The organism is Aliiruegeria sabulilitoris, from assembly GCF_001558155.1.
Classification (GTDB): domain Bacteria; phylum Pseudomonadota; class Alphaproteobacteria; order Rhodobacterales; family Rhodobacteraceae; genus Tropicimonas; species Tropicimonas sabulilitoris.
Window position 1 is genome coordinate 64822 of sequence record NZ_LOAS01000007.1, and the last position, 25900, is coordinate 90721.

A 25900-nucleotide genomic window follows, 5' to 3' on the forward strand; every position below is an offset into this window, starting at 1 on the left:
TTCTGGAGAAAGTTTGCACGGGTGATCTTGTGAAGCCGCGAAGCCGGCGCTAAACCACCGGTCGTTGGCCCGAGTGGCGGAATGGTAGACGCAGGGGATTCAAAATCCCCCGTCCTAGCGGGCGTGCCGGTTCGAGTCCGGCCTCGGGTACCAACTTGATAAAAGAGAAAACCGGCCCCAAATCACGGGGCCGGTTTTCTCTTTTGGGTGGGGTGTTCCCGCATATTGTTCTCACCGTCACGTCTGGACCCGTTCTGGTCCCGTCGATTCTGCGAGGATCGAGAGAGTTTTCCTGTGCAGGCTTTGCGCCGTCGGCCGGGAGCTGCGCAGAACCGCGGAACGGTGGGAAGTTTGCCGTGATCCCGTTCCTGTCGCCACCACATGGAAAGTCCGTCCAGCGCATCGCCACAAATGACAAAACTATACCCAGGCCAAGGTAGGTTCCCGCAGTATCACGCGCTCCACCCTTCAATGGTCATATGATTGAATCGGTATTTGTCGGTCTTGAGGTCGAACTGCCCCGGCTCGCGCGGGATGGTGTGGAAATCCAGATAGCCCCAGCACTCCTGCATCGGGCCGCGGCTCGTCGGCCAGGTCGCGCCATCGTCCGGCACGTAGGTCTCCAGGCGTCGATGCAGATCCGGGTAGAAATCCCCGAGCCAGAACCAGTCGCAAAGATAAACGGCTTCGGTCTGTCGCGCCTCGCTCACGGGAGGCCTCTTCCTGTAGGGCGGAATCCGGTCGCCAACGGTTTCTGAGACAGGAAACAATGCCAAGACGGCGGCGACATCCCGCCAGAGCAGGCGGCAAGTCTCTGGTGTGAAGGTGTGGAAGGCACCACATTTCGACGTAGCTCCAAAGCGCGGCTTGTGTTGCCCGACCTGGTAGCCCCAGCCGTAGTCGAAATACTCGGCATAAAGCGGGTGCATAAAAGACGGGAAATCGGGCGCGACTTTTCGGATCGCACCAATTGGCCAGAACCTGGCTCCATCGCCAAGATCTGCCCAGTAGTTGAACGGTTCTCCCCTGAAAGCCCGGTTTGAAATCGGCGAGTGAACGAAACCATTCACAGTTCCTGCCTCCGCTCCCGGTGTCGCACGCGTTGCACAACTCAAGCGATCTCTGAAATCCTCGCTTTTCTCCCAAACTTCTGGAATGCCGAAGTGAAAGCGATCCATCAGTGCTTCGATATCCGCTGTCTTGAGAATCGGAATGTCGAGAAAGAACCGCTCGAGGGTGCGTAGGCGGAACTCCGCCCTGTCTTCGAAGCTCGTGAGTTCAGCAAACTCGTTTGGCCCGGAGACGAGATAGGTGGTCCTGGAAAGATCGACGCCGTAGTACTTCCGGGCCTCGTCCGGCGTAGGTCTTCTGAACCGGTTGTCCGTGTCAGGGTGGCGTCTGGAGAAGCTTGCGTTGGAGTAAACGAGATCCGTACCTGGAACTATCTTCGCGTCACCGCGATAGACCTTCCTTATCCACCGCTCCGGCACTGAATCCAGCGGCGCCAAGGGCGGAGGGGCGGGGGCCACAGGGCCGGAGCGTCGTTCTTTCAGCGCCCATTGCACCACGTCCTGCGAGAAGGTCCAGGTCGAACGCTTGAGCCCGCCCTGCCAGCACCCGTTGAACCAGCCGCCATGCAGGACCAGCCGCCCCTGCCCATCGCTCTGCTGTCGCGCCGAGGGCCAGATCCGGAACGCCTCCAGCGCCGCGTCATCGACCCGGCAGAAGGCGCCGTAGCGCGGGTATTCCTCGGCGGCCCCCGTCTCCGCGCGCCACAGCGCCGCCGAAGCGGTGTGATCCAGCTCCAGTCGGGAGAAATCGGGTGTTACGGAAAGGACCAGCGGGTAGTCGAGCTCTTCGTGCCGGTAGTCGAACCGGTGCAGCGTCGCGGCCTCCCGCAGGTCCGCGTGCAGATCCGCCCCGAGCAAGGCGCGTTGCGCTGGATCAATGTGCCCGCGATGCACCAGGCGCTCACCCGTGTGGATGTGCCACATCTGCCCCAGGTCACCGGCGCCGTCGCCACCCGCCCATTGCCACCACCCGAGATCCACCGCCGAAACACTCATCCTGCCCATCTCCCTGCCAGCGCGACCGTATCACGATGAAACAACGTGTCATCTCTCGTTTGGCCGAGGCTGATCAGCTTCAGTCGCCGCCCGCCGAAAGAATACTCGGTATGGCGTCAAAGGACTGTCGGGCGAAGCTTCTTCTTGGGGATAACGGGGCTCCTTTTGCATTGTGCGAAGGGTTTCACGCAAGCGGCCGGAATGAAGCGCGCGATGGGCTGGTAAATCTCCTGGATCCGCTCATCTCCCTGTAAGGAACACATCACGCTGCGGAAGGCTCTCACCGAGTTTGGGGGACGGCTACGGGGGGCATGTCACGGGGGCCTGAGCCCAATCGCTCCCTTTTTCTTGAAGGCGCATCCGTGTCGGTCCCTTCGTCAGGGCACAGCGCAATCCGGTATCTCGGGCAAAGTGATCTTAACAAAAGTCAAGGATGCCGCCTTGGATTCAGTGTTGTTGAATGGTGAAGCACTCGATTTGGTTCAGGATGCAACAACACTCGCATATCCCCGGAAAGCAGCAGCGGCTGCAAAGGAGCAGGCGGAATTTCCTTTCCGTCTTGCTCTGCATGCTTGTGGCCATGCAGGCAGTGTTGCCTGTACCGGCCGCAGCCAATGCCGGTGGCGAGTTGACAGAGATCTGTTCCGAATTCGGTGTCTCGGTCCTTCGCATCGATCCCGATGGGAACGTAACCGATCCCGAAGATGCTCCCTGTCCAGAGTGCGACGATTGTCAACTCTGTGCGAACGTCGCCCTCGGTGATCAGCCGGTTCAATCGCGGATAATTCCTGAAACTGACCATTCAGGACGGCCCGATTGGATTGCTGCACAGCCGGTCAAAGACAATCCGGCCCAGTTCTGGGCAGACAACCGCGCTCCCCCATTCCGCAGCGAAAAGGCAACAGACTTGGCTATGATCCCGTTCATGGGGCTGCCCTTTACCGAGGGGAGGGCGTCCTGGATATGAAACGCGCCTTCACCTTCTGGCTTTGGGTTTTCGGCTTCACGCTCTCCGTTATCGGTTCTCAGGCAGACCGCGCAGCCGCCGAAACCCTCGCCAGCTTCCTTCCCGACCTGACAGCTTCCGATTTTCATCCCGAGGCCGATTCCTTCGGTCCTGTGCGGAACGACATCTCCGTTGCCCCCTTGCTGAAAGGCGGTGAACGGGTCGCATGGGCGTTTCTCACATCGGATTTCGTCAGCACGACAGGATATTCCGGCAAGCCGATTCACGTCGTCGCGGCCGTCGATGACGATGCCGTGCTGACCGGCGTGCAACTGGTCAAGCACTCGGAACCCATTGTCCTGATTGGCATCCCCGACCGCAAGGTGAAGGCGCTTACCGAGTCCTATGCCGGGCTGGATCTCAAGGCCGAGGCCGAGGCGGGCGGCTCTGCGCATGATCTCGACATCATCTCGGGCGCGACAGTCACGATCATCGTGATCGACGATTCCATCGTTCGTGGCGGTTTGAAGGTTGCCCGCGCACTCGGCCTTGGCGGGCTGGCGCTGGAAACGACCGGGCCGAAGCGCGAACTGGACCTGTCCATCACCGGCACGGAGAATTGGAAGTTTCTGTCGGGCGACGGGTCGATCCGACGCCTGACACTCGATGTCGGACAAGTCAACGCGGCCTTCGAGGAGACGGGCGACGAACGCGCCATCAAGCGGCCAGAAGCGGGCGAGCCGGGCGATACCTTCATCGACATGCACATGGCGCTGGTCTCGGTGCCCTCGATCGGCCGGTCGCTTCTGGGCGACAACGAATACCGCAACCTCACGGAATGGCTGGAGGAAGGCGAGCACGCGATCCTCGTACTCGGGCGTGGCACCTATTCCTTCAAGGGGTCCGGCTATGTGCGCGGCGGCATCTTCGACCGGATCCAGTTGATCCAGGGTGACAGTTCCGTGCGCTTCTTCGACAAGCAACACCGGCGACTTGGCGATCTGGCAACCGGCGATGCTCCGACATTTTCCGAAATGGACCTTTTCCGGATCCCCGCCGATGCCGGGTTCGATCCCGCCGAGCCATTCCGCCTGCAACTACTGGTCCAGCGAGCCGTCGGGGCGATCGAGAAAAGCTTCCTGACATTCGATCTCGGCTACAAACTGCCGGAGCACTACCTGCTGCCGGCGTCCACGCTGCAAATGGTCGATGCGCCCGAGGACGAAGCCGCCGCCAAGGCCGCGCTCTGGCAACGGATCTGGAAGGACAAGACGGTTGAGATCGCCGTTTTGTGCGTGATGTTGCTTGTTCTGACGGCGACCTTCTTCTTCCAGTTCCAGGCGACGGTGAATGCCCGCGTCTTCTACTGGTTCCGCATCGGGTACCTGACGATGACGCTGGTGTTTGTCGGCTGGTACGCAAATGCGCAGCTCTCGGTCGTCAACCTCATGGCGCTGGCGGGGCAGATGCGCGCGGGCTTCTCTTGGGACGCCTTCCTGATGGACCCGCTGGTTTTCATCCAGTGGTTCGCTGTCGCCGCAGCGCTGCTCTTCTGGGGGCGCGGAGCCTATTGCGGCTGGCTCTGTCCGTTCGGCGCACTTCAGGAACTCACAAACCAGATCGCGCGGTTCTTCAAGCTGCCGCAATGGGAACTGCCGTGGGGGCTGCATGAACGGCTCTGGCCGATCAAGTACATGATCTTCCTCGGGCTGTTCGGCGTCTCGCTGGCCTCGATCCCGTTGGCCGAACATCTGGCCGAGGTGGAACCTTTCAAGACCGCGATCATCCTGAAATTCGTGCGCGACTGGCCATTCGTCGTCTTTGCCGTGTCATTGCTGGTCGCGGGACTGTTCGTGGAGCGGTTTTACTGCCGCTATCTCTGCCCGCTCGGCGGCGCATTGGCGATCCCGGCGCGGATGCGAATGTTCGACTGGCTGCGCCGCTACAAGGAATGCGGATCGCCCTGCCAGATCTGCGCGAACGAATGCCCGGTGCAGGCGATCCACCCAACCGGCGAGATCAACCCGAATGAATGCGTCGACTGCCTGCATTGCCAGGTTCTGTACCAGTCTGAAGCCAAGTGCCCCGTTGTCATCCGGCAGATAAGGCGGCGCCAGAAGGTCGGCAATCCGCTGGAAATGCCGCCCACCAATCACCCCAACGCAAAGAAAATGAAACCTGAAGGAGGGAACGCCCATGTCTGAGAAAATGAAGCAACTGGCGATGACACGTCGCGGAATGCTCGGCGCCACGGCCACGGGGGCGGTGCTCGCCTCCGCCGGCTTCGGCGGAACGATGATGGCTGCCACCCCCGCGAAGGCCGCGGCCGGAAATGCCAGCCTCGAGCCGGGCGAACTGGACGACTATTACGGCTTCTGGTCCTCCGGCCAGACGGGCGAGCTGCGCATCCTCGGTGTGCCGTCTATGCGCGAGCTGATGCGGATCCCGGTGTTCAACCGCTGCTCGGCCACCGGCTGGGGCCAGACCAACGAGAGCCTCAAGGTGCTGACCGAGGGCCTGACCGAGGAGACGAAGAAGTTCCTCGCCTCAAATGGCAAGAAAACCTACGACAATGGCGACCTGCACCACCCGCACATGTCCTTCACCGACGGCACCTATGACGGCCGTTACCTGTTCATGAACGACAAGGCGAACACCCGCGTGGCCCGCGTGCGCTGCGACGTGATGAAATGCGACAAGATCCTCGAGATCCCGAACGCGCATGACATCCACGGCATGCGGCCGCAGAAATTCCCGCGCACGGGCTATGTCTTTGCCAATGGCGAGCACGAGGCGCCGCTGGTCAATGACGGCAAGATCCTCGACGATCCGTCGCAATACGTGAACATCTTCACCGCCATCGACGGTGACACGATGGAGATCGCCTGGCAGGTGATCGTCTCGGGCAACCTCGACAACACCGATTGCGACTACCAGGGCAAATACGCCTACTCGACCTCCTACAACTCGGAAATGGGCATGAACCTGGCCGAGATGACCGAGAACGAGATGGACCACGTCGTCGTCTTCAACCTCAAGGAGATCGAGGCCGGTGTCGCAGCGGGCGATTACCAGGAGCTGAACGGCGTCAAGGTGATCGACGGCCGCAAGGGGCAGAACAAGAAATACACCCGCTACGTTCCGATCCCGAACAGCCCGCACGGCATCAACACCGCGCCCGACGGAAAGCATGTCTGCATCAACGGAAAGCTCTCGCCGACGGTTTCGGTGATGGATGTGACCAAGCTCGATGCGCTCTTCGACTCCGACGCCGATCCGCGCTCCTGCATCGTGGCCGAGCCGCAGCTGGGCCTTGGGCCGCTTCACACCGCCTATGACGGTCAGGGCAACGCCTTCACCACGCTCTTCCTCGACAGCCAGGCCGTGAAGTGGAACATCGAGAAAGCGATCGAGCAGTATAACGGCGCCGACGTGGACCCGATCATCGAGAAGATCGACGTACACTACCAGCCGGGCCACAACTCGACCTCCATGGGCGAGACCAAGGAGGCCGACGGCAAGTGGCTGGTTTCGATGAACAAGTTCTCCAAGGACCGGTTCCTCAATACCGGCCCGCTGAAGCCTGAGAACGAACAGCTCATCGACATCTCAGGCAGCGGCATGAAGCTCGTGCATGACGGGCCGACCTTTGCCGAGCCGCACGACTCGATTATCGTTCGCCGGGATATCGTCAACCCGCGCAACGAATGGGACCGCAACGACCCGATGTGGGAAGATGCCCGCAAGCAGGCCGAAGCCGATGGCGTCGATCTGGACTGGGGGCACGAGGAACTCATCCGCGACGGCAACAAGGTGCGGGTCTACCTCTCCTCCGTGGCACCGGAATTCTCGATGGAGAAATTCACCGTCAAGCAGGGCGACGAGGTCACCATCTATGTCACCAACATGGACGATATCGACGACCTGACCCACGGCTTCTGCCTGGCCAATTTCGGCGTCGCGATGGAAGTCGCGCCGCAGGCAACGGCCTCGGTGACCTTCGTCGCCGACCGCCCGGGTGTGCACTGGTACTATTGCCAGTGGTTCTGTCACGCGCTCCACATGGAGATGCGCGGCCGGATGTTCGTCGAGCCGAAGGGCGCGTAAGCCATGCGTATGCTCTGGGCTATCCTGCTGCTGATCGCCTCGCCGCTTGCCGCGGCCGAGTGGGACGTGCCGCCGCGGCCCGGGGCGATTGCCGAGACACTGGCCCGGGCCGCGGAGGGCGACGTGCTTCGCCTGCTGCCCGGGACCTATCCCGAAACCGTCGAACTGGCCTTTCCGGTCACGCTCGACGGACAGGGCCACGCGATCCTCGACGGACAGGACCGGGGAAGCGTGCTCACCGTGACCGGCGCGGACGTCACGGTGACAGGGATCACGATCATCGGATCGGGGTCCGCCCATGAGGAGATCGATTCCGGCATCAAGTTGACCAAGGGGGCCACTCGCGCCCGTGTCGTCAGCAACGTGCTGGAGGGCAATCTCTACGGGGTCGACATCCACGGCGCGCGCGACGCCGTGGTTGCCGGCAACACCATCACCGGACGCACCGACCAGCGGATGAACGATCGCGGCAATGGTGTCTATGTCTGGAACGCACCCGGCGCGGTGGTCGAGGACAATGACATCCGGCTTGGCCGCGACGGGATTTTCGTGAATTCCTCCAAGAAGAACATCTTCAGGAACAACACCTTCCGCGACCTGCGCTTTGCCGTGCACTACATGTATGCCAACCAGTCCGAGGTGACGGGCAATGTCTCCATCGGCAACGATCTCGGCTACGCGGTGATGTTCTCAAGGCAGGTCAAGGTGGCCAACAACGTCTCCATCGATGACCGCGAGCATGGCGTGATGATGAACTACGCCAACCACAGCGAGATCACCGGCAACTACGTGAAGGGGACGGAGCAGAAATGCGCCTTCCTCTACAACTCCAACAAGAACCTGTTTTCCGACAACCATTTCGAAGGTTGCGGCATCGGCATCCACTTCACCGCCGGCTCCGAGGGCAACCGGATCCTTGGCAATGCCTTCATCGCCAACCGGACCCAGGTGAAATACGTCTCCTCCCGCTGGGTGGAGTGGTCCGAGGAGGGCAGGGGCAACTACTGGTCCGATTTTGCCGCCTATGACCTGAATGGCGACGGCATTGCCGATGCGCCTTACCGACCCAATGACAGCATGGATCACGTGCTCTGGACGCAGCCGGCGGCCAAGCTGCTGCTCGGCTCCCCGGCGGTGCAGCTCGTACGCTGGTCGCAATCTGCCTTCCCGGCGCTCTTGCCGGGCGGGGTGATCGACAGCCACCCGTTGATGCGACCGCGAGAGATCGACCTGACCGGATGGGAGGGACTGAATGACTGATATCCTGACAATCGACAGTGCCAGCAAGCGCCGCGCCGGGCAGTTGACGCTCGATGCCGTGAGCCTGGCGCTGGCCCCAGGTGAGCGCGTGGCGCTTCTTGGCCATAATGGCGCCGGCAAGTCCACGCTGATGAAGCTGATCCTCGGGCTGACGCCGCTGGATGGCGGCACAATCCGCGTCGCGGGTGTGGCTCCGGGCAGCAATGCCGCCCGCCTCGCCACAGCCTTCCTTCCGGAAGCGGTGAGCTTTCACAAGTCACTCACGGGACGTGACCAGCTTTCGCTGTTCGCGCGTCTCGCCGGCGTCGGATGCGTGCCGGTGGCCGGCCTGCTGGAGCGGGTCGGCCTTGCCGATGCGGCGGACCGGCGCATCGGCACCTATTCCAAGGGGATGCGCCAGCGGCTCGGGCTGGCGCAGGTTCTGCTCGGCAAACCGGCCGTGGCGCTGCTGGATGAACCGACAAGCGGGCTGGATCCGCTTTCGCGCCAGGAGCTTTACACGATCATCGACGAGTTGGCCGAACAGGGGACCGCAGTGCTGGTGGCCTCGCACGCGCTGACCGAGGTCGAGGCGCGGACCGACCGCATTGCGATCCTGCGCAAGGGGCGGCTGGTGGCTAACGACACGCTGGCGAGCCTGTCGCACAAGGCGGGCCTGCCAACGAAACTGCGCATTCGAGCCCGCCAGGGTGCGGCCGACCGGTTCGCCGCGGATACCGGCGGGCGGCGCATAAACGGCGCCTCCGTCGAGCTTTCCTGCGCGCCCGAAGCCAAGATGGAGCAGCTCCGCCGTTTCGCCGCCATGACCGATACGGTGGAGGACATCGAGATGACCCCGCCACGGCTGGAGGACCTCTATCGCCACTTTGCACAGGAGGAAGGCGCATGATCGGCCGTGTTCTTGCCGTCGCCCGTACCGAATGGCTCATTGTCCGCCGCAACCGCTGGCTGTTCCTGGCCACGCTCATCATGCTGCTCTTCGCTTTGGCGCTGACCTTCGCCGGCTCCGCGCCGACAGGAACGCTCGGCGTCGACCGGCTGACCGTGGCCGTGGCTTCGATGACCACGCTCTCCGTCTATCTCGCGCCGCTTCTGGCGCTGATGATGAGCTTTGACTCCATCGCCGGAGAGGCCGATCGCGGCAGCCTTGCGCTGTTGCTCTCCTACCCGGCCGGGCGGGGCGAGATCCTCGGGGGCAAATTCCTCGCCCATCTGGCGGCGCTCGGTTTTGCCATGAGCGTAGGCTTCGGCACCTCCGGTCTCGTCGTCGCGGCCACCGGCGGGGCGTCATTGGAAAGCGCGCTGGCGGTCGGGCGCCTGATCGGCACGTCGATCCTGCTCGGGGCCGTCTTTCTGGCATTCGGCTACATGCTTTCGAGCCTTGCAGGAAGCCCGGCCGCGGCTGCGGGTCTGTCCGCAGCACTGTGGCTGGTGGTGGTTGTTCTCTATGATCTCGGCCTGCTGGGTGCTGTTGTGGCCGATGCGGGTGGTTACTTCACGCAGAATGTCTTCCCCTGGGTGTTGACCGCCAATCCCGCCGACGCGTTCCGGCTCTGGAATGTCGCGGCCTCAACCGATGTGGCGCTTGCCACGGGGATGGCCGGCGTGTCCGGAAGCCTGCCGGACTGGGCCGCACCGGCCTCGCTCGCTTTCTGGCTGATCGCCGGCTTCGCCATGGCCCGCACCGCGTTGCGGAGGTTGGAGCCATGAAGCACATCCTGATCCCCTGCCTGCTGTTGCTGCTGACCGCCTGCAAGGAAGAGGTCGCAGAGGCCCCGGATCCGTCCCCCATGACCGATGCCGCTCTAAGCTATTTCTGCCAGATGAACGTGGCCGAACATGGTGGTCCCAAGGGACAGATCCATCTTGAGGGCTACCCGGCGCCGATCTTTTTCGCGCAGGTGCGGGACATGGTCGCCTATCTCAAGAGCCCGGAACGTGACGCCCATATCCTCGCGATCTATGTCAGCGACATGGGCGCGGCGCCCTCCTGGGCGGAGCCCGGCGCCGAGAACTGGATCGCTGCCGATACCGCCCATTTCGTCGTTGGTGCCGGGGTCGCGGGTGGTATGGGCGCACCTGAAATCGTGCCATTCGCACAACCTGCCAAGGCGCAGGCCTTCATCGATCGATATGGCGGCGCCGCGATGCCGCTGGGCACTATCCCGGACGAGGCCGCCCTGGGCTCGGTCGACCTGAACCAGCCGTTGGAGCAACCCTCATGATCTCGTCCCTGACGCGCCGGCGTTTCCTTGCAATCTCGGCCAGTGCCGCCGCCGCGCCAGCACTGGCCGGCCAACCGGCCGCGCATTGGCGTGGGCTGGCGCTTGGTGCCGGGGCAAGCATGCAGCTTGCAGGGCTCGCGCCAGATCGGGCCGCGCCCGTCTTCTCATCGGTGGAGGCGGAACTGCGTCGGCTGGAAGCGATCTTCAGCCTCCATCGGCGCGGCTCGGCCATCGACAGGTTGAACCGCGACGGCCGGCTGGATCACCCCCCCGCCGAACTTCTGGAAGTCCTGACACTGGCTGGACGCCTGCACGACGTGTCCGGCGGCGCCTTCGATCCAACGATCCAGCCGCTCTGGCAACTACAGGCGGCGGGCGCAATTTCTGGACACCCGCCAGGGGTCGGTGATCTGTCGGCGACGTTGAGAAGAACAGGGTGGCGGCACCTGCGAATGGACACAGGGCAGATTGCCTTCGCCCGTCCCGGCATGGCGCTGACGCTCAACGGCATCGCGCAGGGCTACATCACGGATCGGGTTGCATCGCTGCTGCATGCGCGGGGCCTGCAAGACATCCTGATCGACATGGGTGAGATCGTGGCAAGCGGGACGCGCTCCGACGGGTCTGCCTGGGTGGCCGGTGTCGCGCGGCCGGACGGCCGTGTTGTCCACAAGGTGCAACTGCGCGACCGGGCGCTTGCGACGTCGTCGCCGTCGGGCACGCTGCTGGATCCGCGGGGGGAGGTTGGCCACATCCTCCATCCCGCGACGGGTCTGTCGGCGATGGGGCAGGGGGTGGTCTCGGTAAGTGCGCCACGCGCGGCGCTTGCCGATGGCCTGTCGACCGCCTGCTGCCTGCTGAGCGCAGAAGGGGCCGCGACCGCTGTTGCTGCATTTCCGGATGCGCGCCTGGAGGTGATCGCCTGAACCGGGCTGTCCGGGTCTATCCCTTCCGACGTGGCCTCCGCTCGGCCTCGTCCATCAGCCCGCGCACCCATCGCGCGGCCATCCAGCCAGCGGGTATTCCCAGGGGCAGGCTTACCCAGATCGCCAGGGCCGGCGAGATCGCGGGCAGGCCGATCGTCTGTCCCATCAGGCCCAGCATGAAGAGGTTGATCGCCACGGCTGCCGCGGCAAACGGATAGAGCAGGACGGCAAGCTTTCGGATCGACCAATTGCCATCCGCACCGCCTGCGCTGTCCTGCTTGCCAGCCTGTGCCCGACTGGCTTTGGTGCACGGCATTTCTGTTGCTCCGCCCCGATTGGTGGTGATGTCTCAAAATCCCACGGCGCCTGGCTAGTTTCCTTGACTTTCGTTAAGGTGCTGGGCCTGCCGGACGTCTATTCCCGCAACATGATCCGGACAGCGCTTGTCGCGCGGTCCGAAGATTCACCTTTCGCAGGCACCACGAGGACAGAACCGCCATGACTCCCCGCATGAACATCTTCTTCTCGGAGGGCTTTCGGGTCTTTTTCCTGTCGGCGGGGCTCTATGCTGTTTTCGCGGGGGTCATCTGGGTGATCTGGCTGACAGACCCGTTTCCGGGCGGCGTGCTCGGTGCACCGCAATTTGCCGTACCGCCGCAGCAATGGCACGCGCATGAGATGATTTTCGGCTATGCCAGCACGGCGCTCGGCGGTTTCCTCCTGACGGCCGTGCCCAACTGGACCGGCACCCAGGCTGCGCGCCACCTGTTCGTTATCCTTACAGCCAGCATCTGGCTGGCCGGACGTGTGGCGGTATGGTTTGCGATGGTGCTGCCCGCAGGGCTGGTGGCATTGCTGGATCTCGCCTTCCTGCCCATCCTGATCGTCAAGATCGCCCAGCAATTGATGAAACGGCCCAAGCCACAGAACGTTCTGTTCGTGCTGTTCCTTTCCATCGTGTGGGCCGGGAACCTGATGGTGCATCTTGAGTGGATGGGGATCACGGCTGACACGCTCGACAGCGGGATGCGCGTCGGGCTGCTGGGGCTGTGTTCGATGATCGGGGTGCTCGGTGGCAGGGTCACGCCGGGCTTCACACGCAATGCCATGAAACGCGCGGACCTGCCCGAGCAGGCCTGGCCCCGGTCAACGGAGAGGCTGGACAAGGCCGGGCTTGCCCTGGCGGTCATACTGCCGCTTGCCTTGCTTATCGGGGTGCCAGCCGTCCCGGTCGGCGGACTCGCGATCCTGTCGGGGGGCGTGCAACTTGTCCGGCTCTCGCGCTGGAGCGGGCGTTGGACCCTGAACCAACCCATCCTGCTGGCCCTGCATCTCGGGATGGCCATGCTTGGCCTTGGCCTGGTTCTCTGGGGGCTGGCATGGATTGGGTTCGGCGATGAAGTCGCGGCGCTGCACCTGCTTGGAATCGGGGCCGTCGGCGGTATGACGCTCGCTGTCATGAGCCGCGCGGTGCTCGGCCATACCGGCCGGGAACTGATCGCTCCGGGGCCGGTCGCGGCGAGCTATCTTATCATCGCGGCGAGCGCCGTTCTGCGCTGGATCGGCTCGGAACTGTCCGGGGACTGGTATTCTCCGCTGGTAGTCGGCTCCGGTCTTTGCTGGGTGCTTGCCTTTGCGCTGTATACCGTCTCCGTTCTGCCGCTCGTGACTACCCCACGTCTGCCAAGGGCCGGCTGAATTTCCTCGATCCACGCATCGCCCGCGCCCTGCATCCTGCAGCGCGATTCTTCGGTGTGCCGTAAGCCCTCTGGCGAGCCCAATCTCGCGTGCCACGAGCATTTTCACATCCTTGACTTTCGTTAAGGCGAGTCGGGCTTACACCTTTCATCCTTTCTTCATCACCAACGCTTCGCAAAGGAGCGCGCAATGCGCGAAGTCATGACAAAAAGCATGGCCCGCAATATCTTCTATGGCGGGTCATTGTTCTTCATCCTCATCTTCCTGGGCCTCTCGGTCCACTCACATCGCTACATCGTCAACCAGTCGACCGACGCGAATACGCTCAACGAGAGCGTGGCGGCGGGCAAACGTGTCTGGGAACACAACGCCTGCATCAACTGCCACACAATACTTGGCGAGGGCGCCTATTACGCTCCGGAAGTGGGCAACGTGATGACCCGCTGGGGTGTGCTGGACGATCCCGAGGCCGCTTTCGAAACCCTCAAGGGCTGGATGGAAGCGATGCCGACGGGCATCGAGGGCCGCCGGCAGATGCCGAACTTCCACCTGACGGATGACGAGATCCGCGACCTCACCAATTTCCTGATCTGGACCGACAAGATCGACGCGCAGGACTGGCCGCCGAACGACGCCGGCTGAAGGAAAGAGAGAACAGAGATATGAAATACCAATCACAGAAAATCGCCCTTGCCTACTTCGCTGTTGCAATGGGGCTTTTCGCGGTGCAGGTGACGATGGGGCTCGTGCTGGGCTGGGTCTATGTCTCGCCCAATTTCCTGAGCGAGTTGCTCCCCTTCAACATCCTGCGGATGCTGCACACCAATTCGCTGATCGTCTGGTTGATCTGCGGCTTCTTCGGAGCGGCCTATTTCCTGATCCCGGAGGAGGCGGAGCGCGAGATCCACTCCACCAAGCTCGCCTATCTGCAACTTATCATCCTGGTCGTGGGCACGCTGGGCGTGGTGCTGACTTACACGTTCAACCTCTTCGAGGGCAACTGGCTGCTCGGCAAGGAGGGCCGCGAATTCATCGAACAGCCCAAATGGGTCAAGATGGGCATCGTCGTTGCGGCGCTGATCTTCCTCTTCAACGTCACGATGACGGTGCTGAAGGGCAAGAAGACCGCCATCACCAATATCCTGCTGTTGGGCCTCTGGGGGCTGGCGCTGCTGTTCCTGTTCTCCTTCTACAACCCGGAGAACCTCAGCCTCGACAAGCAGTACTGGTGGTACATCGTGCATCTGTGGGTCGAGGGCGTCTGGGAGCTGATCATGGCGTCGATCCTGGCCTACCTGATGCTCAAGCTCACCGGCGTCGATCGCGAGATCGTCGAGAAATGGCTCTATGTCATCGTCGCCGCCGCGCTCTTCTCCGGCATCCTTGGCACCGGCCACCACTATTACTGGATCGGCACGCCGGGTTACTGGCAGTGGATCGGCTCGATCTTCAGCGCGCTGGAAGTCATCCCGTTCTTCGCCATGATGGCCTTTGCCTTCGTCATGGTCTGGAAAGGCCGCCGGGACCACCCGAACAAGGCCGCGCTCCTGTGGTCGCTCGGCTGCGCCACGCTGGCCTTCTTCGGTGCCGGCGTCTGGGGCTTCCTGCACACGCTGCACGGGGTGAACTACTACACTCACGGCACACAGATCACGGCCGCGCACGGACACCTGGCCTTCTTCGGCGCTTACGTCTCGCTCAACCTCGCCATCTTCACCTATGCCATGCCGATCCTGAAAGTACGCGACCCCTATAACCAGGTGCTCAACATGGCCTCCTTCTGGCTGATGGCCGGTGGAATGACCTTCATGACCTTCGTGCTGACCTTCGCCGGCACCCTGCAGACGCATCTGCAGCGCGTCCTCGGGGAATACTTCATGGACGTGCAGGACCAGCTGGCATTGTTCTACTGGATGCGCTTCGGCTCCGGTATCGCCGTTGTGCTCGGGGCGTTGCTCTTCATCTACGCCGTGGCCATGCCCCGCAAGGAGATCATTGAACCCGGCAAGACCGCCGAAGTACCGGCGGAGTGATCGAAATGGATGGATCCATGACACATGCGAAAGGGGCGGCCGACGCCCCCTTCTACCTGCCCCAGTCTGACGAATGCACGGTCTTCGAGGCAGCCCATGAAAACGGCCTGCCGGTTCTGCTCAAGGGGCCGACCGGCTGCGGAAAGACACGCTTCGTCAGCCACATGGCGGAACGTCTGGGCCGAAAGCTCTACACCGTCGCCTGCCATGACGACCTGGCAGCGGCGGACCTGATCGGACGCTATCTGCTGAAAGGCGGCGAGACCGTCTGGGTGGATGGCCCGTTGACCCGTGCGGTCAGGGAGGGCGCGATCTGCTATCTCGACGAGGTGGTGGAAGCGCGCAAGGATGTGACGGTCGTGCTGCACCCCCTCACGGACGACCGTCGCATCCTTCCCATCGACCGCACGGGCGAAGAACTGCTTGCGGCGCCGGGCTTCATGCTCGTGGCCTCCTACAACCCCGGCTACCAGAATATCCTGAAGACCTTGAAGCCGTCCACGCGACAGCGTTTCATCTCTGTCGAATTCGGGTTCCCCAGGCCGGACTTGGAAGTGCGCGTGGTCGCGCAGGAGAGCGGGCTTGACGAAGACCGTGTTCGCGCACTCGTGCGCCTCGCCGGCAAGCTGCGTGCGCTCAAGGGGCAGGACATCGAAGAGGGTGTCTCGACCCGTCTGGTCGTCTATGCAGCGACGTTGATCCGGCAGGGAATGGGCATTGAACGGGCCATTCTCGCGGCGATGATCGAACCGCTCACCGATGATGAGGACGTGAAGGGCGGCCTTCTCGATCTTGTCACGGCGGTCTTCGGATAAGGTCATCCAGATGAGCAGGATCGAATTCGAGCCGTGGGAACCCGAGGAAACCGTCGGAAAACTGTGGCACGCCTTTGCCAGCCGTCTGGATGCGCCGGAGGTGCATCATGGCGCCGCGGTTGACCTTTCGGAGGTCTCGGGGCGGCTGGCGGTCCTGTTCCGCGGATTGGGGGGCAGCCATTCGGTCGAGCTGCGCGCCGCTTCCGACGAAATCTCCCGCCACCGGCTGAGTTTCCTGCGTCGCCTGGGAACCGAGGTCGAGGCCACACCAAGGGCGAGTTTCGACGGCGAGATCCTCCGTCTTCCCGCGCGTCTGGCGGTGTTCCCGACGCGCGAGGCGAATGCGGCGCTCTATCTGTGGTTGACGGCGGCTGTGGCCCATGCGCCCGACCGGATCGCGGAGGACGATCCGCTGCGCTCGGACCTGCGCGCACTTATGGCGGCTCAGGCGATGGTCTCTGCCGCGCTGGAGAACGCGCCCGGCCTGCGCGATCTCTATGCGGCCCTGTGCGAGGGCACGCTCTATCAAAGACCGACTCCCATGTTGCCGGTTGTCGAAGCCCGCATTGAGGGGCTCCTGCGGCACATGCTGGGCGATCGGGCGGCTCTCTCGCCCGAGGTGAAGGCGCTGCAAGACGCCATGATCTCGGGGGAGCTTGTTTCCATTTCCGCACCGCGCGGTTACCGACCCTTCCGCCCCGTGCCCCTCTGGCCGGATCTGCGCGAGGTCGTCTTCTCGGCGGGGGACGAGGTGGAAACGCGCGAAACCGATGGTACCCCGGAAGAGGCGGGCGACAAGACATTCCGTGCCCGCCGCCGGCAGGCAGATCAGGCCGAGCGGGCCGACAGCCTGATCCTGCACAAGTTCGAGGCGATCCTGAGCTGGGCGGAGTTCCTCAACCTCAATCGGCGTGTCGATGACGACGACAATGACGATGCGAAGAAGGCGGCGGAGGATCAGGACGAGATCGGCCTGGGGCAGATCTCCAAGGCGCCCGCGACGCGGCTGAAGCTGCATCTGGACCTCGCGCCGGAGGACGTGGACCGGGAGCGGCTCTCCGCGAAGCTGACCTATCCCGAATGGGACGCCCGCTCGGGCAGCTACCTGCCGGACCATGTCCGTGTGCTGGCCAGCACCGCGGAAGCAGGGGAGGAATACGAGGACTACGCCAAAGACCCGCGCACAGCGCGACGGATCCGCTCGGTCAGGCGGCAGTTCGAAGCGCTGAGGCCGGGCAGGGTCGTGACCCGAGGGCATCTGGATGGCGACGCGCTCGACCTCGACGCCACCGTGCGGGCCCAGGTCGACTGGAAGGCGACCGGGCAGGGCACAGAACGGATCTGGACACAGACGCGGCCGGAGGCGCGTGATCTGGCGGTTTTGATCCTGCTCGACGTGTCCCGCTCCACCGAGAGCGCTGTTTCGGGGCGCGCGGTGATCGATATCGAACGCGAAGCGCTGGACGCGATGGCATGGGGGCTCGACGCCTGCGGCGACGATTTTGCCATCAATGCCTTCTCCTCGCTCAAGCGCCACCGCGTCTACGTGCAAAACTGCAAGCGTTTCGACGAACCTATGTCCCGCATCGTCGAGGAACGGATCGGCGGGTTGAAGCCCGGCTTTTACACCCGTCTCGGGGCGGCCATTCGGCACGCAAGCGCCGGGCTGGCCACGCAGGCCCGAAAACGCAAGCTGCTTCTGGTCATCACCGACGGCAAACCGAACGATCTGGACCATTACGAAGGCCGTCACGGGATCGAGGACACGCGCATGGCGGTGCGCGAAGCACGCCGCGCTGGTCAATCGGTTTTTGGCGTCACGGTCGACAGGACTGCCAAGAGCTGGTTCCCGCGTCTTTTCGGGCAAGGCGGGTTCGAGGTCGTTGCCGACCCGGACAAGCTCACCCAGGCGCTGCCGCAGATATACCGGCACCTGGTCGGAGCCTGACCATGACCGAAACGCAAGCCCGGACCGAGCCGCGCAATGCGCTGGACGAGCTTCCCGGCGAGCTTCTCATGTGGGTGCTCATCGTCAGCGAATTGCTGGTGTTCGGTGCCGGGCTTGCGGCCTTTCTGGGCGTGCGGATCTCCGATCCCTCCGGCTTCGCCGAGGCGCAGGACCACCTTCACCGTACCGGAGCCGCTCTCAATACGGTGGTTCTGATCACAAGCGGCTTCCTGGCCGCGCGCGCGGTTCATTTGCGGCGGAATGGACAGAGGGCCGTGGCCCGCAGGCACCTGATTGCCGCGATGCTGCTTGGCGGGATTTTCCTCTGGATCAAGGGGGGTGAATTTGCCGAGAAAGTCGCGCAGGGGATCGGGGTCGAAACCCATCCGTTCTTCATGTTCTACTATCTTCTGACCGGGTTTCATGCCGCGCATGTCGCCGCCGGAATCGTCATCCTCGGTCTTGTCGCGATCTGGGACGAGGCGCACACCATCGAGGTCGGCGCCGCTTTCTGGCACATGGTCGACCTGGTCTGGGTGCTGCTCTTCCCCGTCATTTACCTGCTTGCGTGAGGTGCCATGTCGATGAAATCACTTACACGCGCCTGGTTTGCCCTGATCCTCCTGAGCGGCGCCTCGGCGGCCAATGCCGTCATGGTTTCCCGGAACGCGGTGCCCACCATCGCCGGCGTCGCCATCCTGTTGGTCGCCTGGATGAAGACGCGCGTGATCCTGTCGCGGTACCTTGGTCTCTGGCAGGCCCCGTCATGGAGAGCGGGCTTCAACGGGGTTCTTGGGGTCTACTGCCTGTTTTTGCTCGGGCTCTACGTGGTCCCGGTGCTCGCGAGCTGACATCTTCTGCCGGGGAACAACGAATTTCGGGACGAGAAGGGAGAAATGAAGATGCGTTGGCACATTCTCATCGGGGGCGCTGCGATTGCGTTCGGAACATTGACTATCCTGTCCGGCGGTGCGGTGCTCTGGGGACCGGAGGCCGTTCGAGAGGGGGCGGGTGACATCGTTCTTCCCGTGCTCTGGTTCAACGCTCTTTCCGGACCGGCATATGTGGCAGCCGGCGTGGGAATGGTCTTCCGGCGTGCCTGGGCCGTGACGCTTTCCCGCGTGATTGCCGTCGCGATTGCAATCGTGCTGGGCGTATTCGTTGCCCTGATCCTGGCAGGTTCTGCCTGGGAGGCACGCACGCTTGTGGCGATGCTCGTGCGGCTGGCCTTCTGGATCGTCGCGGCGCGGATCGCGTCTATCGCAAGAAACGAGATTGCCGGCTGACCGGCGAGACCATTGGCCCGACAGAAGTTGCCCTGGCAGGCGCGCCGAGCTCCGGCAGGTCTGATCTACCTGTTCCAGGAGTCCGCGGGATCCGACATCGCAAACTTCCGCAGCTGTTCGATGTTCTCGATCGCCGCATCGTAACGGTTCACCTTGACCCCGAAGGTTCTGAGCTTGGCAAACGCCCGTGACAGGCTTTCCGGCTTCATTCCCAGACGACCGGCAATCAGCACCTTGTCATAAGGAAGCGTTACCACGCAGCTATTTTCGTCGCTGTCGGAGATTTCGAGCAGGAATTCCGCAAGGCGTTGGGCACCCGTCTGGGCCTTGAGTTGTTCGAGCTGATCGACGAGCGAATGGAGGTGGGTGAACGTGGAGGCAAGGATCGAAACGCTCACCTCCGGATCCTTCCGCATCGTTTCGAGCAATGCGCTGGTCGGGATCTGGAGGAGATGGCAATCCGTGACGGCCTCGGCGGAAACGGGGTATTTCTTGTTGCGGAAGGCAACGGCCTCGCCAAAACTTTCCCCCCTTGTGAAGACCGAAACGACCGTCTCGCCGCCGTTCGGCGCGACACGAAACAGTTTGACCCACCCGTCGATGACAATGTGGATAGACCGCGCGGTTTCTCCATGAAGGAACAGCGTTTCGCCACGTTCATGCCTGTGCCAGCTCGATTTCGCGATCAGTTGTTCGACATGCTCGTCTGGAAGGCTCTGCATCAACAAGGACTCGCGGGCGATATTTCTGCGTTTCTCGTAGGGCAAGGGATCTGTCCTCGATTAGCTGGGAGGTTGCTGGAGGGAGCGTGGCTGATCTGGCAGCGTCCGGAGTGCCGTTCAGCAAATACCCAACTGCCTCGAGAGGTCAACGCTCATTCCGGCACCCGGCCTGCGTGCGGGGTGGCCATTGTCATGTAAGCCCTCGGGCGCGCGCCCTGCCATCCCCGGTGCAAATGACGGTGGCGATGAAATGCATACATGGCAGGCGCCATTGATCGCCTGACAGGCGGCGCTCCGATATACGATGGCCGCTGCCTGTGCTTATCTATGCGCCCGGTCGCCGGGATTTTCCGAAGCCTGCCGCACCGGCACCTGCAAGGACGGACAAGTCGCAAGACCGCGCCTGATACCCGTGCCGTTTGCCAGAAATGGCGAGAATTCCGCGCGTTGCATGAATGCGCGTTATGCCGACTTCGCAGCGTGCGCGAATTCGACGGGCCCACGAACCCTGAGTTCGCTGAGACGGGCAGACACCGGTAATTCGCTGCGGGTTGGAGAAATGGCGGCTTCCAAGCCGTGCAATGTGGCCGGCCCCCGTGGTGGCCTTTGCGATTTGAGTCCGTTTGCGGCAAGCTCGTGGATGTATCTCCTCCACGAACCGAAACCCAGGACAAACGACCAGAGAGAATGGCCAAGACAATACCGCTCATCCGTGCCGCCAATGTGTTGCCCTTGGTCCGCTTCCTTGAAGCCAACGGGGGCGACAGCATGCGTTACCTCGAAGGTGCCGACCTCGGGTACTGGTTCGCACTGGCGCCGATTGATCCAATTCCATTGCTCAATGCCATCCAACTCTTGCGCGACATGTCCCGCTCGCACGGGGCGGATGTCGGCGCCGCTATCGTTTCACAGGCCAGCATCGGTGAGTTGGCTTTCATCGGGCATGTCGCGCTAGGGGCGCGAACGCCGGCAGAAGCCGTGCGACGCGTTGCGATCGCGCTTCCTTTGCACTGCAGTCACGAGTTGATCCGGGTCGAAGAGACCCGGAACGGCCTGACGATCCTCCATAAGCTGTCGGTCAGGATCGATCCCGAGGCACTGCACGCGGTCCACGTGCTCTTCTGTTCGATGGTGGCCCAGATCTGTCGATTCACGGGGCACCAGCCGCCGCTCATTCAACGCATCGAAGCCGAGCCGCATCCTGAATCCGGGCTGACCGCTCTCTCCACCCATTTCGGCGATGTCGTGACGCCAAGCGGCGATCACAGCCTGCGTATAATGCTCGACGCAAACGTGGCGCAAAACCCGTTTCGTGTGATCGCGCGAGACAGGCTCGCCAATGCTGCCGGTCGCTCCATTCCACCTCTCGCGGAGGATTTGAGCCTTGCGGCTTCTGTCCGACCGGTGATTGCCGCCATGCTCCATGGCGGCGAGCCCACGATAGAACGGGTCGCGCGGGCCGGGGATATGAGCGTACGGACGTTGCAACGGCGGCTGTCGGAGGAAAACACGACGTTCTCGGGCGAGCTCGACCGGGTCCGGCGCCATCTGGCCGTGTCGCTGCTGCAATCCCGGGAGCTTGAGCTCGCGGACCTTTCCGAACGCCTCGGCTATTCAAGCACATCGACCCTGTCGCGGGCGGTCCGCCGGCTTGTTGGAAACAGTCCGTCGGAAACCCGAACGGGCGCAGCTGGCTGATCCGCACCGCAAAAAAAAGTGGCGCGCAAAGCAAAATCCGAACGACTTCGCCCCTGTATTCTCCGTGAAGGGAAAGCAGAACAGGAGCCGGATTGCGATGCCCGGATATCGTTTTTTGAGTATTGTTGCACTCGTCGTGGCCACGTCGGCGTTTGCACAGCAGGATGGACCTGGCCCGATCCCACCGGAGCTGGGCAGGATCGCGGAGGAGTGGGCCTGCGCGCAGGCGCGCGAGACGCCGGGGTATTTCGCTTCGTTGAACGGGGCTGAAGTGAGCGATTCCGAGCGCAGTCAGCTCTATGCCTGCGCCAGTTTCCTGGGGGATATGGGGGGCGGGAACACCGTCCATGCCTCCCCGAGCGCCGACAGCTATCAAGGCGTGCTCTTCATGAGCAACCGGCGGCCGGGGGAGCTCTACCTCACGGGGGGCAACAACCCGCCGCCGCAGGGGAAGGTTCCACCAGGCCCCTATGTTGCGCGGGTCGATGACACGACAGGACGGCAAATCTGGCGGACTTATCTCCAGAATGGCAATGTGAGCGGAGAATGGGTCGGGGCGGCCAACCTCAACATCCTGCCTGATGGCACCATTCCCATTGCGTTCGGAAATCACCTGGTGAAGCTCGACGGCGATACCGGTCGCATCCTGCAATACACAGCCCTGCCGACAGGTGCCGCGCCGCCAGAGGGAAGCAATTTCAAGCATTTGACCATTGCGCCAGACGGCACGCTGATCGTCAAGAACCAGACCCGGGCGACGCCATGCGGTATCCAGGGAACATTGGCTGCCTTCCAATGCCCCGGTGGTGTGGCGGCCTCGCCCGGCTCGACCATCGTTGCTGTCGACCCGGAGAGTTTCGAGTTGCTGGACCAGATCGGCGTGCCGGAAAACACGGTCGTGCCGCACACGATCACGCGTTTGGACGGACGTATCGCGATCTATGCACCCTCGATCCTCAAAGCCTATCGGTTCTTCTGGGATTCCGAAACCAGGACCCTCTCGCAGGACCCGGACTGGACGACGCCCTATCTCGATCCGGGACAGACAACAGGTGATGCACCCGCGATCCTCGGGGATTGGGTCCTGTTCCAGACAAACGGTCTGCCGACCACCAAGGCCGCTTCCTCGATTGCCGCGATCAACCAGCGCGACGCCACCCGGATCACGCGGATCTACCCGTTCGGGACGGAGCTGCCGACAGGCCAAAGCTGGGCGCCGCCGAAATCCGCCGTGGACGCCGAAAACGGCCTCGTTTTCTCCGCCGACCAGAACATGATGAAGATCGGCGCCGTCCGGCTCGATCAGGCGAGCGGCGAAATGGAAGTGGTCTGGACCCTCGACGGGGCGACCACCGCGCTGCAGGCGCTTTACGGTCCCGCTGAAGCCCGTGTGCTCGGCACCGCGCGCGCCGCGCCTGGCACGACGGTGGAGCAGCTGAATCAGACCAACGCACCGAGCTACACCCAGACGGCGCTATGGTTGAACGCTCTGACCGGGGAGGTGCTCGCCGAATCCGATCCGCTGCCGCCGATGGCTTTCAACACACTTCTGTCGTCGGGCTATGGCGGGCGGTTCTACTACATGCACGACCAGGGTTTCTACGTGCTCAAGGTCCTGCCCCAGCAGCCATGAAGTTGGCGATCGGACATTCAGAACGAAGGGAAATAAAATGTACTCTTTGAAAATGGCGGGTATAGCCGCGGCTTTGATCTGTCTTGCGGCTCCGCTGACCGCTCAGTCACCCAAGCCTGTGGAAGCGGTGACGATCTCCGACATACGCGGCATGCGGTTCTGCGAAGTGCTTTTGATCTTTGAGGATCGCGTGGAGATCTACAATACGTCTGCCTCCGCCGGTTGCCCCGAAGAGACCTGGGAGAAGCTCGACACGGCGGCCATTGCCGAGGACCATGGGGCGAAGGCGGCCCAGCTCAACGGTCCGCATTTCTGGACAATGGATGCGCAGACGGTTGGTCTGGGCGCGGAGGCCGATTTCGGGGGGATCGCCGCCCGCTATGGCGCGACCCTGCCGCTTTCCGCACTTGGCGCCGGCAAGGGAGCCGATCCCTACAAGCCCTATACCAGCGCAAAGCTGCAGACATTCCTCTTCGAAGCCGGCAAGCCCGTCTATGAACTCGTCGATGCCGCGGGAAATACCTACATCCTGAATGCCTATGGCAATGAGGTGAAAGATGGCGATCCCGCGAACCTGGCCGAACAGCTCTCGCCCGCGGAAGGTTGGCACTTTCGAACGCAGATCCTTGAACAGGACATGACGCTCGCAGGAACCGCCGATACGCCGGTCGACATGGTCGGGGACGATCTCCACCAATACTACACGCGACTGCGGGGGGACGAATGACGCGCCGCTGCAATATCGCGGGACGCGTGGCGCGATCCCTGCTGCTGCTCCACGCATGTCTCTGTGCAAGCGCGGTATCCGCTCAGGATAGCACAGCGACATCAGGCACCTATTCGGGCTATGCGAGCGATGCAAAAAGCCTCGAAGGTGGAGATTCCGTCACCGAGGACTTGTCCCTCGACGATGTCGATGTCGGCGGCGTGCTCGAATTCCCGAAGGTAGAAAGTGTCTTTCAGCCGTTCTTTGACTGGAAGAAGCGATTGAACGACCGTACCGGCCTGCAGCTTCAGTTCAGCTACCAAACGCTCTATCAGACCACCGATGATGAGAAGGCCCTGTATTCCGACGCATTCGCGGGCCGGGGACAGATCCAGGGCGCCTGGACGCTGCTGAACCGCGGCGGCGAGAACCCGGGCAAGCTCACGTTCCGGCTGGAGAACCGCTACAAGATCGGCAGCGAGATCCCGCCCAGCCAGTTCGGCTACCAGTTTGGCAGCGTCACGCCCTCCGGCACCGGCTTCAGTGATTTCGGCTCCGCCCTGACCGAGCTTGCCTGGCGGCAGACGTTGGCCGGGGGCAAGGTGAAGTTTATCATAGGCAAGATCAGTGCCATCTCATGGTACAACGTGCATGCGCTGTCCTCCTCCATGCGCGGCTTTCAGAACACTGCGTTGCAGAGTTCGCTTTCCAAGCCGGCGCCGGGCCGCGGGATCGGCGGTGGCATTGGTGTCGAACTCACGCCGAAATTCGTTGTGGTCGCCGGCATTCACGACGCCAATGCAAAAACGACGGACAACCCGTTCGACACCATCGGAGAGAGCGAATTCTACCGCTCCGTGGAGTTCCGCTACTACCCGACCACGCCCGACCGATGGCGCTTCGACCAGGTCCGGTTGCAATTCTGGCAGCAAGACGCCCTCAGCGCGAAAGGAACGCCGGCCAGCCAAGGTATGACACTCTCCGCAAGCCGTTTGCTCAAGGATCGCTACTTTGTCTTTGGCTTCGGCGGGATCTCCGACGGGGAGGCGACCCTGTTCAAAGCCGACGCGGCAGCAGGTCTTGGCGTTGCCATCGACACCCGCCACAGGGCGGCGCGCGATGCGCTTGGGGTCGGCCTCGCCTGGGGCCGTCCTTCCAATGAAAGGCTGCGAGAACAATACACTGGCGAAGTATTCTGGCGTTTCCAACTCATCGACCGCGTGGCCCTTACCCCGTCCTTTCAATACGTGAGGAACCCGGCAGCAAACCCGGACAGGGAAGATGCTTTCATTTTTGGATTGCGTACGCGGATCACATTCTGAGCCTGTGTCTCATGGACAAAGCGACGGATAAAAAATGACGGGTTCGGGATCCAACCGTGAAAGCCGCCGATCGTCCCAATCGTCTGCACGGCCGGAAATGGGACGAAAACGGTGGTTTGAATTTCCTTGGCTGAAGGTTTGGACTGTCGAGAAGCCCGTTCATGACCTGTACGGAGCTGAGTGTCCGATTGTGGAGGATTCTCGATTGCGTTTCCTTGACGATCTGGCGAACTGTCAGTGGTCGGTCCAGAGGCCGAGGAAAAAGGCAGATCCGTCGCCTTGAGACGGCGCCGACCGCCAGAGACGATAGCCGGTCCTGTCGGAAAAGTGCCATGGGCATCTGGGTGACCCATATTTTCTGTCGTCTCAACGAATGACAATGGTGGTCATCAGACTCCCACAGGCGGATTGGATTGCGTCGATTTATATGGGTGCCGTGGATCGTAACAGAATGATTTTAAATCATATCGTGAGAATTCAAGATCCCCCGTCCGCGCGGACGTGAGAGT

Annotated in this window: 23 protein-coding genes and 1 tRNA gene; 21 read left to right on the top strand and 3 right to left on the bottom strand. The window is 62.5% G+C overall.

Translation table 11 applies throughout. The features are described from left to right. Positions 1-67: 67 nt before the first annotated feature. A tRNA-Leu gene (locus tag AX756_RS06510) sits at positions 68-153 on the top strand. A gap of 299 nt (positions 154-452) precedes the next feature. Here AX756_RS06510 and AX756_RS06515 read toward each other — a convergent pair. Further along, on the bottom strand, positions 453-2066 hold the full coding sequence (locus tag AX756_RS06515) for a hypothetical protein (RefSeq protein ID WP_068309654.1): 1614 nt from the start codon (positions 2064-2066) through the stop codon (positions 453-455). A 460-nt stretch (positions 2067-2526) separates the two neighbouring features. On the opposite strand from AX756_RS06515, the gene AX756_RS06520 reads away from it, so the two are divergent. From AX756_RS06520 to AX756_RS06555, 8 genes are read left to right on the top strand one after another with little or no spacing between them, the layout of a single operon-like run. Continuing rightward, entirely contained in the window at positions 2527-3033 is a 507-nt protein-coding gene (locus tag AX756_RS06520; protein ID WP_068309655.1) for a hypothetical protein, read from the top strand. After that, positions 3030-5216 carry a NosR/NirI family protein gene (locus AX756_RS06525; protein ID WP_068309656.1) on the top strand — a complete coding sequence of 729 codons (2187 nt, stop codon included), beginning with the start codon at positions 3030-3032 and terminating at the stop codon, positions 5214-5216. Before AX756_RS06520 ends, AX756_RS06525 begins: the two co-directional genes overlap by 4 nt. Further along, a complete protein-coding gene (gene nosZ / locus AX756_RS06530; protein ID WP_068309657.1) occupies positions 5209-7119 on the top strand; it encodes a TAT-dependent nitrous-oxide reductase in 1911 nt (636 codons plus the stop codon). Before AX756_RS06525 ends, nosZ begins: the two co-directional genes overlap by 8 nt. Before the next feature lie 3 nt (positions 7120-7122). Continuing rightward, on the top strand, positions 7123-8379 hold the full coding sequence (locus AX756_RS06535) for a nitrous oxide reductase family maturation protein NosD (RefSeq protein ID WP_068309658.1): 1257 nt from the start codon (positions 7123-7125) through the stop codon (positions 8377-8379). Beyond that, a complete protein-coding gene (locus AX756_RS06540; RefSeq protein ID WP_068309659.1) occupies positions 8372-9268 on the top strand; it encodes an ABC transporter ATP-binding protein in 897 nt (298 codons plus the stop codon). The genes AX756_RS06535 and AX756_RS06540 overlap by 8 nt, the downstream gene beginning before the upstream one ends. After that, positions 9268-10089 carry an ABC transporter permease gene (locus AX756_RS06545; RefSeq protein WP_082738991.1) on the top strand — a complete coding sequence of 274 codons (822 nt, stop codon included), beginning with the start codon at positions 9268-9270 and terminating at the stop codon, positions 10087-10089. Before AX756_RS06540 ends, AX756_RS06545 begins: the two co-directional genes overlap by 1 nt. Continuing rightward, positions 10086-10604 carry a nitrous oxide reductase accessory protein NosL gene (locus AX756_RS06550; protein ID WP_068309661.1) on the top strand — a complete coding sequence of 173 codons (519 nt, stop codon included), beginning with the start codon at positions 10086-10088 and terminating at the stop codon, positions 10602-10604. Before AX756_RS06545 ends, AX756_RS06550 begins: the two co-directional genes overlap by 4 nt. Beyond that, on the top strand, positions 10601-11530 hold the full coding sequence (locus AX756_RS06555; RefSeq protein WP_170307800.1) for an FAD:protein FMN transferase: 930 nt from the start codon (positions 10601-10603) through the stop codon (positions 11528-11530). The genes AX756_RS06550 and AX756_RS06555 overlap by 4 nt, the downstream gene beginning before the upstream one ends. Positions 11531-11546: 16 nt before the next feature. On the opposite strand, the gene AX756_RS06560 is transcribed toward AX756_RS06555, so the two are convergent. Continuing rightward, on the bottom strand, positions 11547-11846 hold the full coding sequence (locus AX756_RS06560; protein WP_231700996.1) for a hypothetical protein: 300 nt from the start codon (positions 11844-11846) through the stop codon (positions 11547-11549). 182 nt (positions 11847-12028) lie between these two features. Here AX756_RS06560 and AX756_RS06565 point away from each other — a divergent pair, with 182 nt between their 5' ends. From AX756_RS06565 to AX756_RS06600, 8 genes are all read left to right on the top strand, one after another. Beyond that, the gene (locus AX756_RS06565) at positions 12029-13228 is read left to right on the top strand and encodes an NnrS family protein (RefSeq protein ID WP_068309662.1); all 1200 of its coding nucleotides are present in this window, start codon (positions 12029-12031) and stop codon (positions 13226-13228) included. 189 nt (positions 13229-13417) lie between these two features. Further along, a complete protein-coding gene (locus AX756_RS06570; protein ID WP_068309663.1) occupies positions 13418-13870 on the top strand; it encodes a c-type cytochrome in 453 nt (150 codons plus the stop codon). Between the two features lie 20 nt (positions 13871-13890). Next, positions 13891-15261 (top strand): cbb3-type cytochrome c oxidase subunit I, encoded by a 1371-nt coding sequence (locus AX756_RS06575; RefSeq protein WP_068309664.1) that lies wholly within the window; start codon positions 13891-13893, stop codon positions 15259-15261. Between the two features lie 5 nt (positions 15262-15266). Next, complete coding sequence (locus tag AX756_RS06580) at positions 15267-16076, top strand: CbbQ/NirQ/NorQ/GpvN family protein (RefSeq protein WP_068309845.1); 810 nt, start codon at positions 15267-15269, stop codon at positions 16074-16076. 10 nt (positions 16077-16086) lie between these two features. Next, positions 16087-18024, top strand: coding sequence for a nitric oxide reductase activation protein NorD (locus AX756_RS06585; RefSeq protein WP_068309665.1), 1938 nt, complete (start codon positions 16087-16089; stop codon positions 18022-18024). Positions 18025-18026: 2 nt separating this feature from the next. Beyond that, on the top strand, positions 18027-18596 hold the full coding sequence (locus tag AX756_RS06590; protein WP_068309666.1) for a cytochrome c oxidase subunit 3: 570 nt from the start codon (positions 18027-18029) through the stop codon (positions 18594-18596). A gap of 12 nt (positions 18597-18608) precedes the next feature. Continuing rightward, on the top strand, positions 18609-18875 hold the full coding sequence (locus AX756_RS06595; RefSeq protein WP_156461408.1) for a nitric oxide reductase F protein: 267 nt from the start codon (positions 18609-18611) through the stop codon (positions 18873-18875). 51 nt (positions 18876-18926) lie between these two features. Next, the gene (locus tag AX756_RS06600) at positions 18927-19310 is read left to right on the top strand and encodes a hypothetical protein (RefSeq protein WP_231700997.1); all 384 of its coding nucleotides are present in this window, start codon (positions 18927-18929) and stop codon (positions 19308-19310) included. 65 nt (positions 19311-19375) lie between these two features. Here the strand turns inward: AX756_RS06600 and AX756_RS06605 are convergent, their stop codons facing one another. Beyond that, entirely contained in the window at positions 19376-20077 is a 702-nt protein-coding gene (locus AX756_RS06605) for a Crp/Fnr family transcriptional regulator (RefSeq protein ID WP_068309669.1), read from the bottom strand. Between the two features lie 642 nt (positions 20078-20719). Here AX756_RS06605 and AX756_RS06610 point away from each other — a divergent pair. The 4 genes from AX756_RS06610 (at position 20720) to AX756_RS06625 (ending at position 25391) form a co-directional block, all read left to right on the top strand. Continuing rightward, the gene (locus AX756_RS06610) at positions 20720-21730 is read left to right on the top strand and encodes a helix-turn-helix transcriptional regulator (RefSeq protein WP_068309670.1); all 1011 of its coding nucleotides are present in this window, start codon (positions 20720-20722) and stop codon (positions 21728-21730) included. A gap of 115 nt (positions 21731-21845) precedes the next feature. Beyond that, positions 21846-23363 (top strand): NHL repeat-containing protein, encoded by a 1518-nt coding sequence (locus tag AX756_RS06615; protein WP_156461409.1) that lies wholly within the window; start codon positions 21846-21848, stop codon positions 23361-23363. A 37-nt stretch (positions 23364-23400) separates the two neighbouring features. Then, positions 23401-24090, top strand: a complete 690-nt coding sequence (locus AX756_RS06620; RefSeq protein ID WP_156461410.1) for a hypothetical protein — start codon at positions 23401-23403, stop codon at positions 24088-24090. A gap of 200 nt (positions 24091-24290) precedes the next feature. Next, positions 24291-25391 (top strand): carbohydrate porin, encoded by a 1101-nt coding sequence (locus AX756_RS06625; protein ID WP_197431062.1) that lies wholly within the window; start codon positions 24291-24293, stop codon positions 25389-25391. Positions 25392-25900 lie beyond the last annotated feature (509 nt).

Excerpts from the sequence above, each read along its gene's own strand:
- AX756_RS06610 (WP_068309670.1), top strand. The coding sequence starts at position 20,720 with ATGGCCAAGACAATACCGCTCATCCGTGCCGCCAATGTGTTGCCCTTG.
- AX756_RS06590 (WP_068309666.1), top strand. The coding sequence starts at position 18,027 with ATGACCGAAACGCAAGCCCGGACCGAGCCGCGCAATGCGCTGGACGAG.
- AX756_RS06595 (WP_156461408.1), top strand. The coding sequence starts at position 18,609 with ATGAAATCACTTACACGCGCCTGGTTTGCCCTGATCCTCCTGAGCGGC.
- AX756_RS06540 (WP_068309659.1), top strand. The coding sequence starts at position 8,372 with ATGACTGATATCCTGACAATCGACAGTGCCAGCAAGCGCCGCGCCGGG.
- nosZ (WP_068309657.1), top strand. The coding sequence starts at position 5,209 with ATGTCTGAGAAAATGAAGCAACTGGCGATGACACGTCGCGGAATGCTC.
- AX756_RS06600 (WP_231700997.1), top strand. The coding sequence starts at position 18,927 with ATGCGTTGGCACATTCTCATCGGGGGCGCTGCGATTGCGTTCGGAACA.
- AX756_RS06620 (WP_156461410.1), top strand. The coding sequence starts at position 23,401 with ATGTACTCTTTGAAAATGGCGGGTATAGCCGCGGCTTTGATCTGTCTT.
- AX756_RS06525 (WP_068309656.1), top strand. The coding sequence starts at position 3,030 with ATGAAACGCGCCTTCACCTTCTGGCTTTGGGTTTTCGGCTTCACGCTC.
- AX756_RS06560 (WP_231700996.1), bottom strand. The coding sequence starts at position 11,846 with ATGCCGTGCACCAAAGCCAGTCGGGCACAGGCTGGCAAGCAGGACAGC.
- AX756_RS06555 (WP_170307800.1), top strand. The coding sequence starts at position 10,601 with ATGATCTCGTCCCTGACGCGCCGGCGTTTCCTTGCAATCTCGGCCAGT.
- AX756_RS06535 (WP_068309658.1), top strand. The coding sequence starts at position 7,123 with ATGCGTATGCTCTGGGCTATCCTGCTGCTGATCGCCTCGCCGCTTGCC.
- AX756_RS06550 (WP_068309661.1), top strand. The coding sequence starts at position 10,086 with ATGAAGCACATCCTGATCCCCTGCCTGCTGTTGCTGCTGACCGCCTGC.
- AX756_RS06580 (WP_068309845.1), top strand. The coding sequence starts at position 15,267 with ATGGATGGATCCATGACACATGCGAAAGGGGCGGCCGACGCCCCCTTC.
- AX756_RS06565 (WP_068309662.1), top strand. The coding sequence starts at position 12,029 with ATGACTCCCCGCATGAACATCTTCTTCTCGGAGGGCTTTCGGGTCTTT.
- AX756_RS06575 (WP_068309664.1), top strand. The coding sequence starts at position 13,891 with ATGAAATACCAATCACAGAAAATCGCCCTTGCCTACTTCGCTGTTGCA.
- AX756_RS06570 (WP_068309663.1), top strand. The coding sequence starts at position 13,418 with ATGCGCGAAGTCATGACAAAAAGCATGGCCCGCAATATCTTCTATGGC.
- AX756_RS06515 (WP_068309654.1), bottom strand. The coding sequence starts at position 2,066 with ATGAGTGTTTCGGCGGTGGATCTCGGGTGGTGGCAATGGGCGGGTGGC.
- AX756_RS06585 (WP_068309665.1), top strand. The coding sequence starts at position 16,087 with ATGAGCAGGATCGAATTCGAGCCGTGGGAACCCGAGGAAACCGTCGGA.
- AX756_RS06520 (WP_068309655.1), top strand. The coding sequence starts at position 2,527 with ATGGTGAAGCACTCGATTTGGTTCAGGATGCAACAACACTCGCATATC.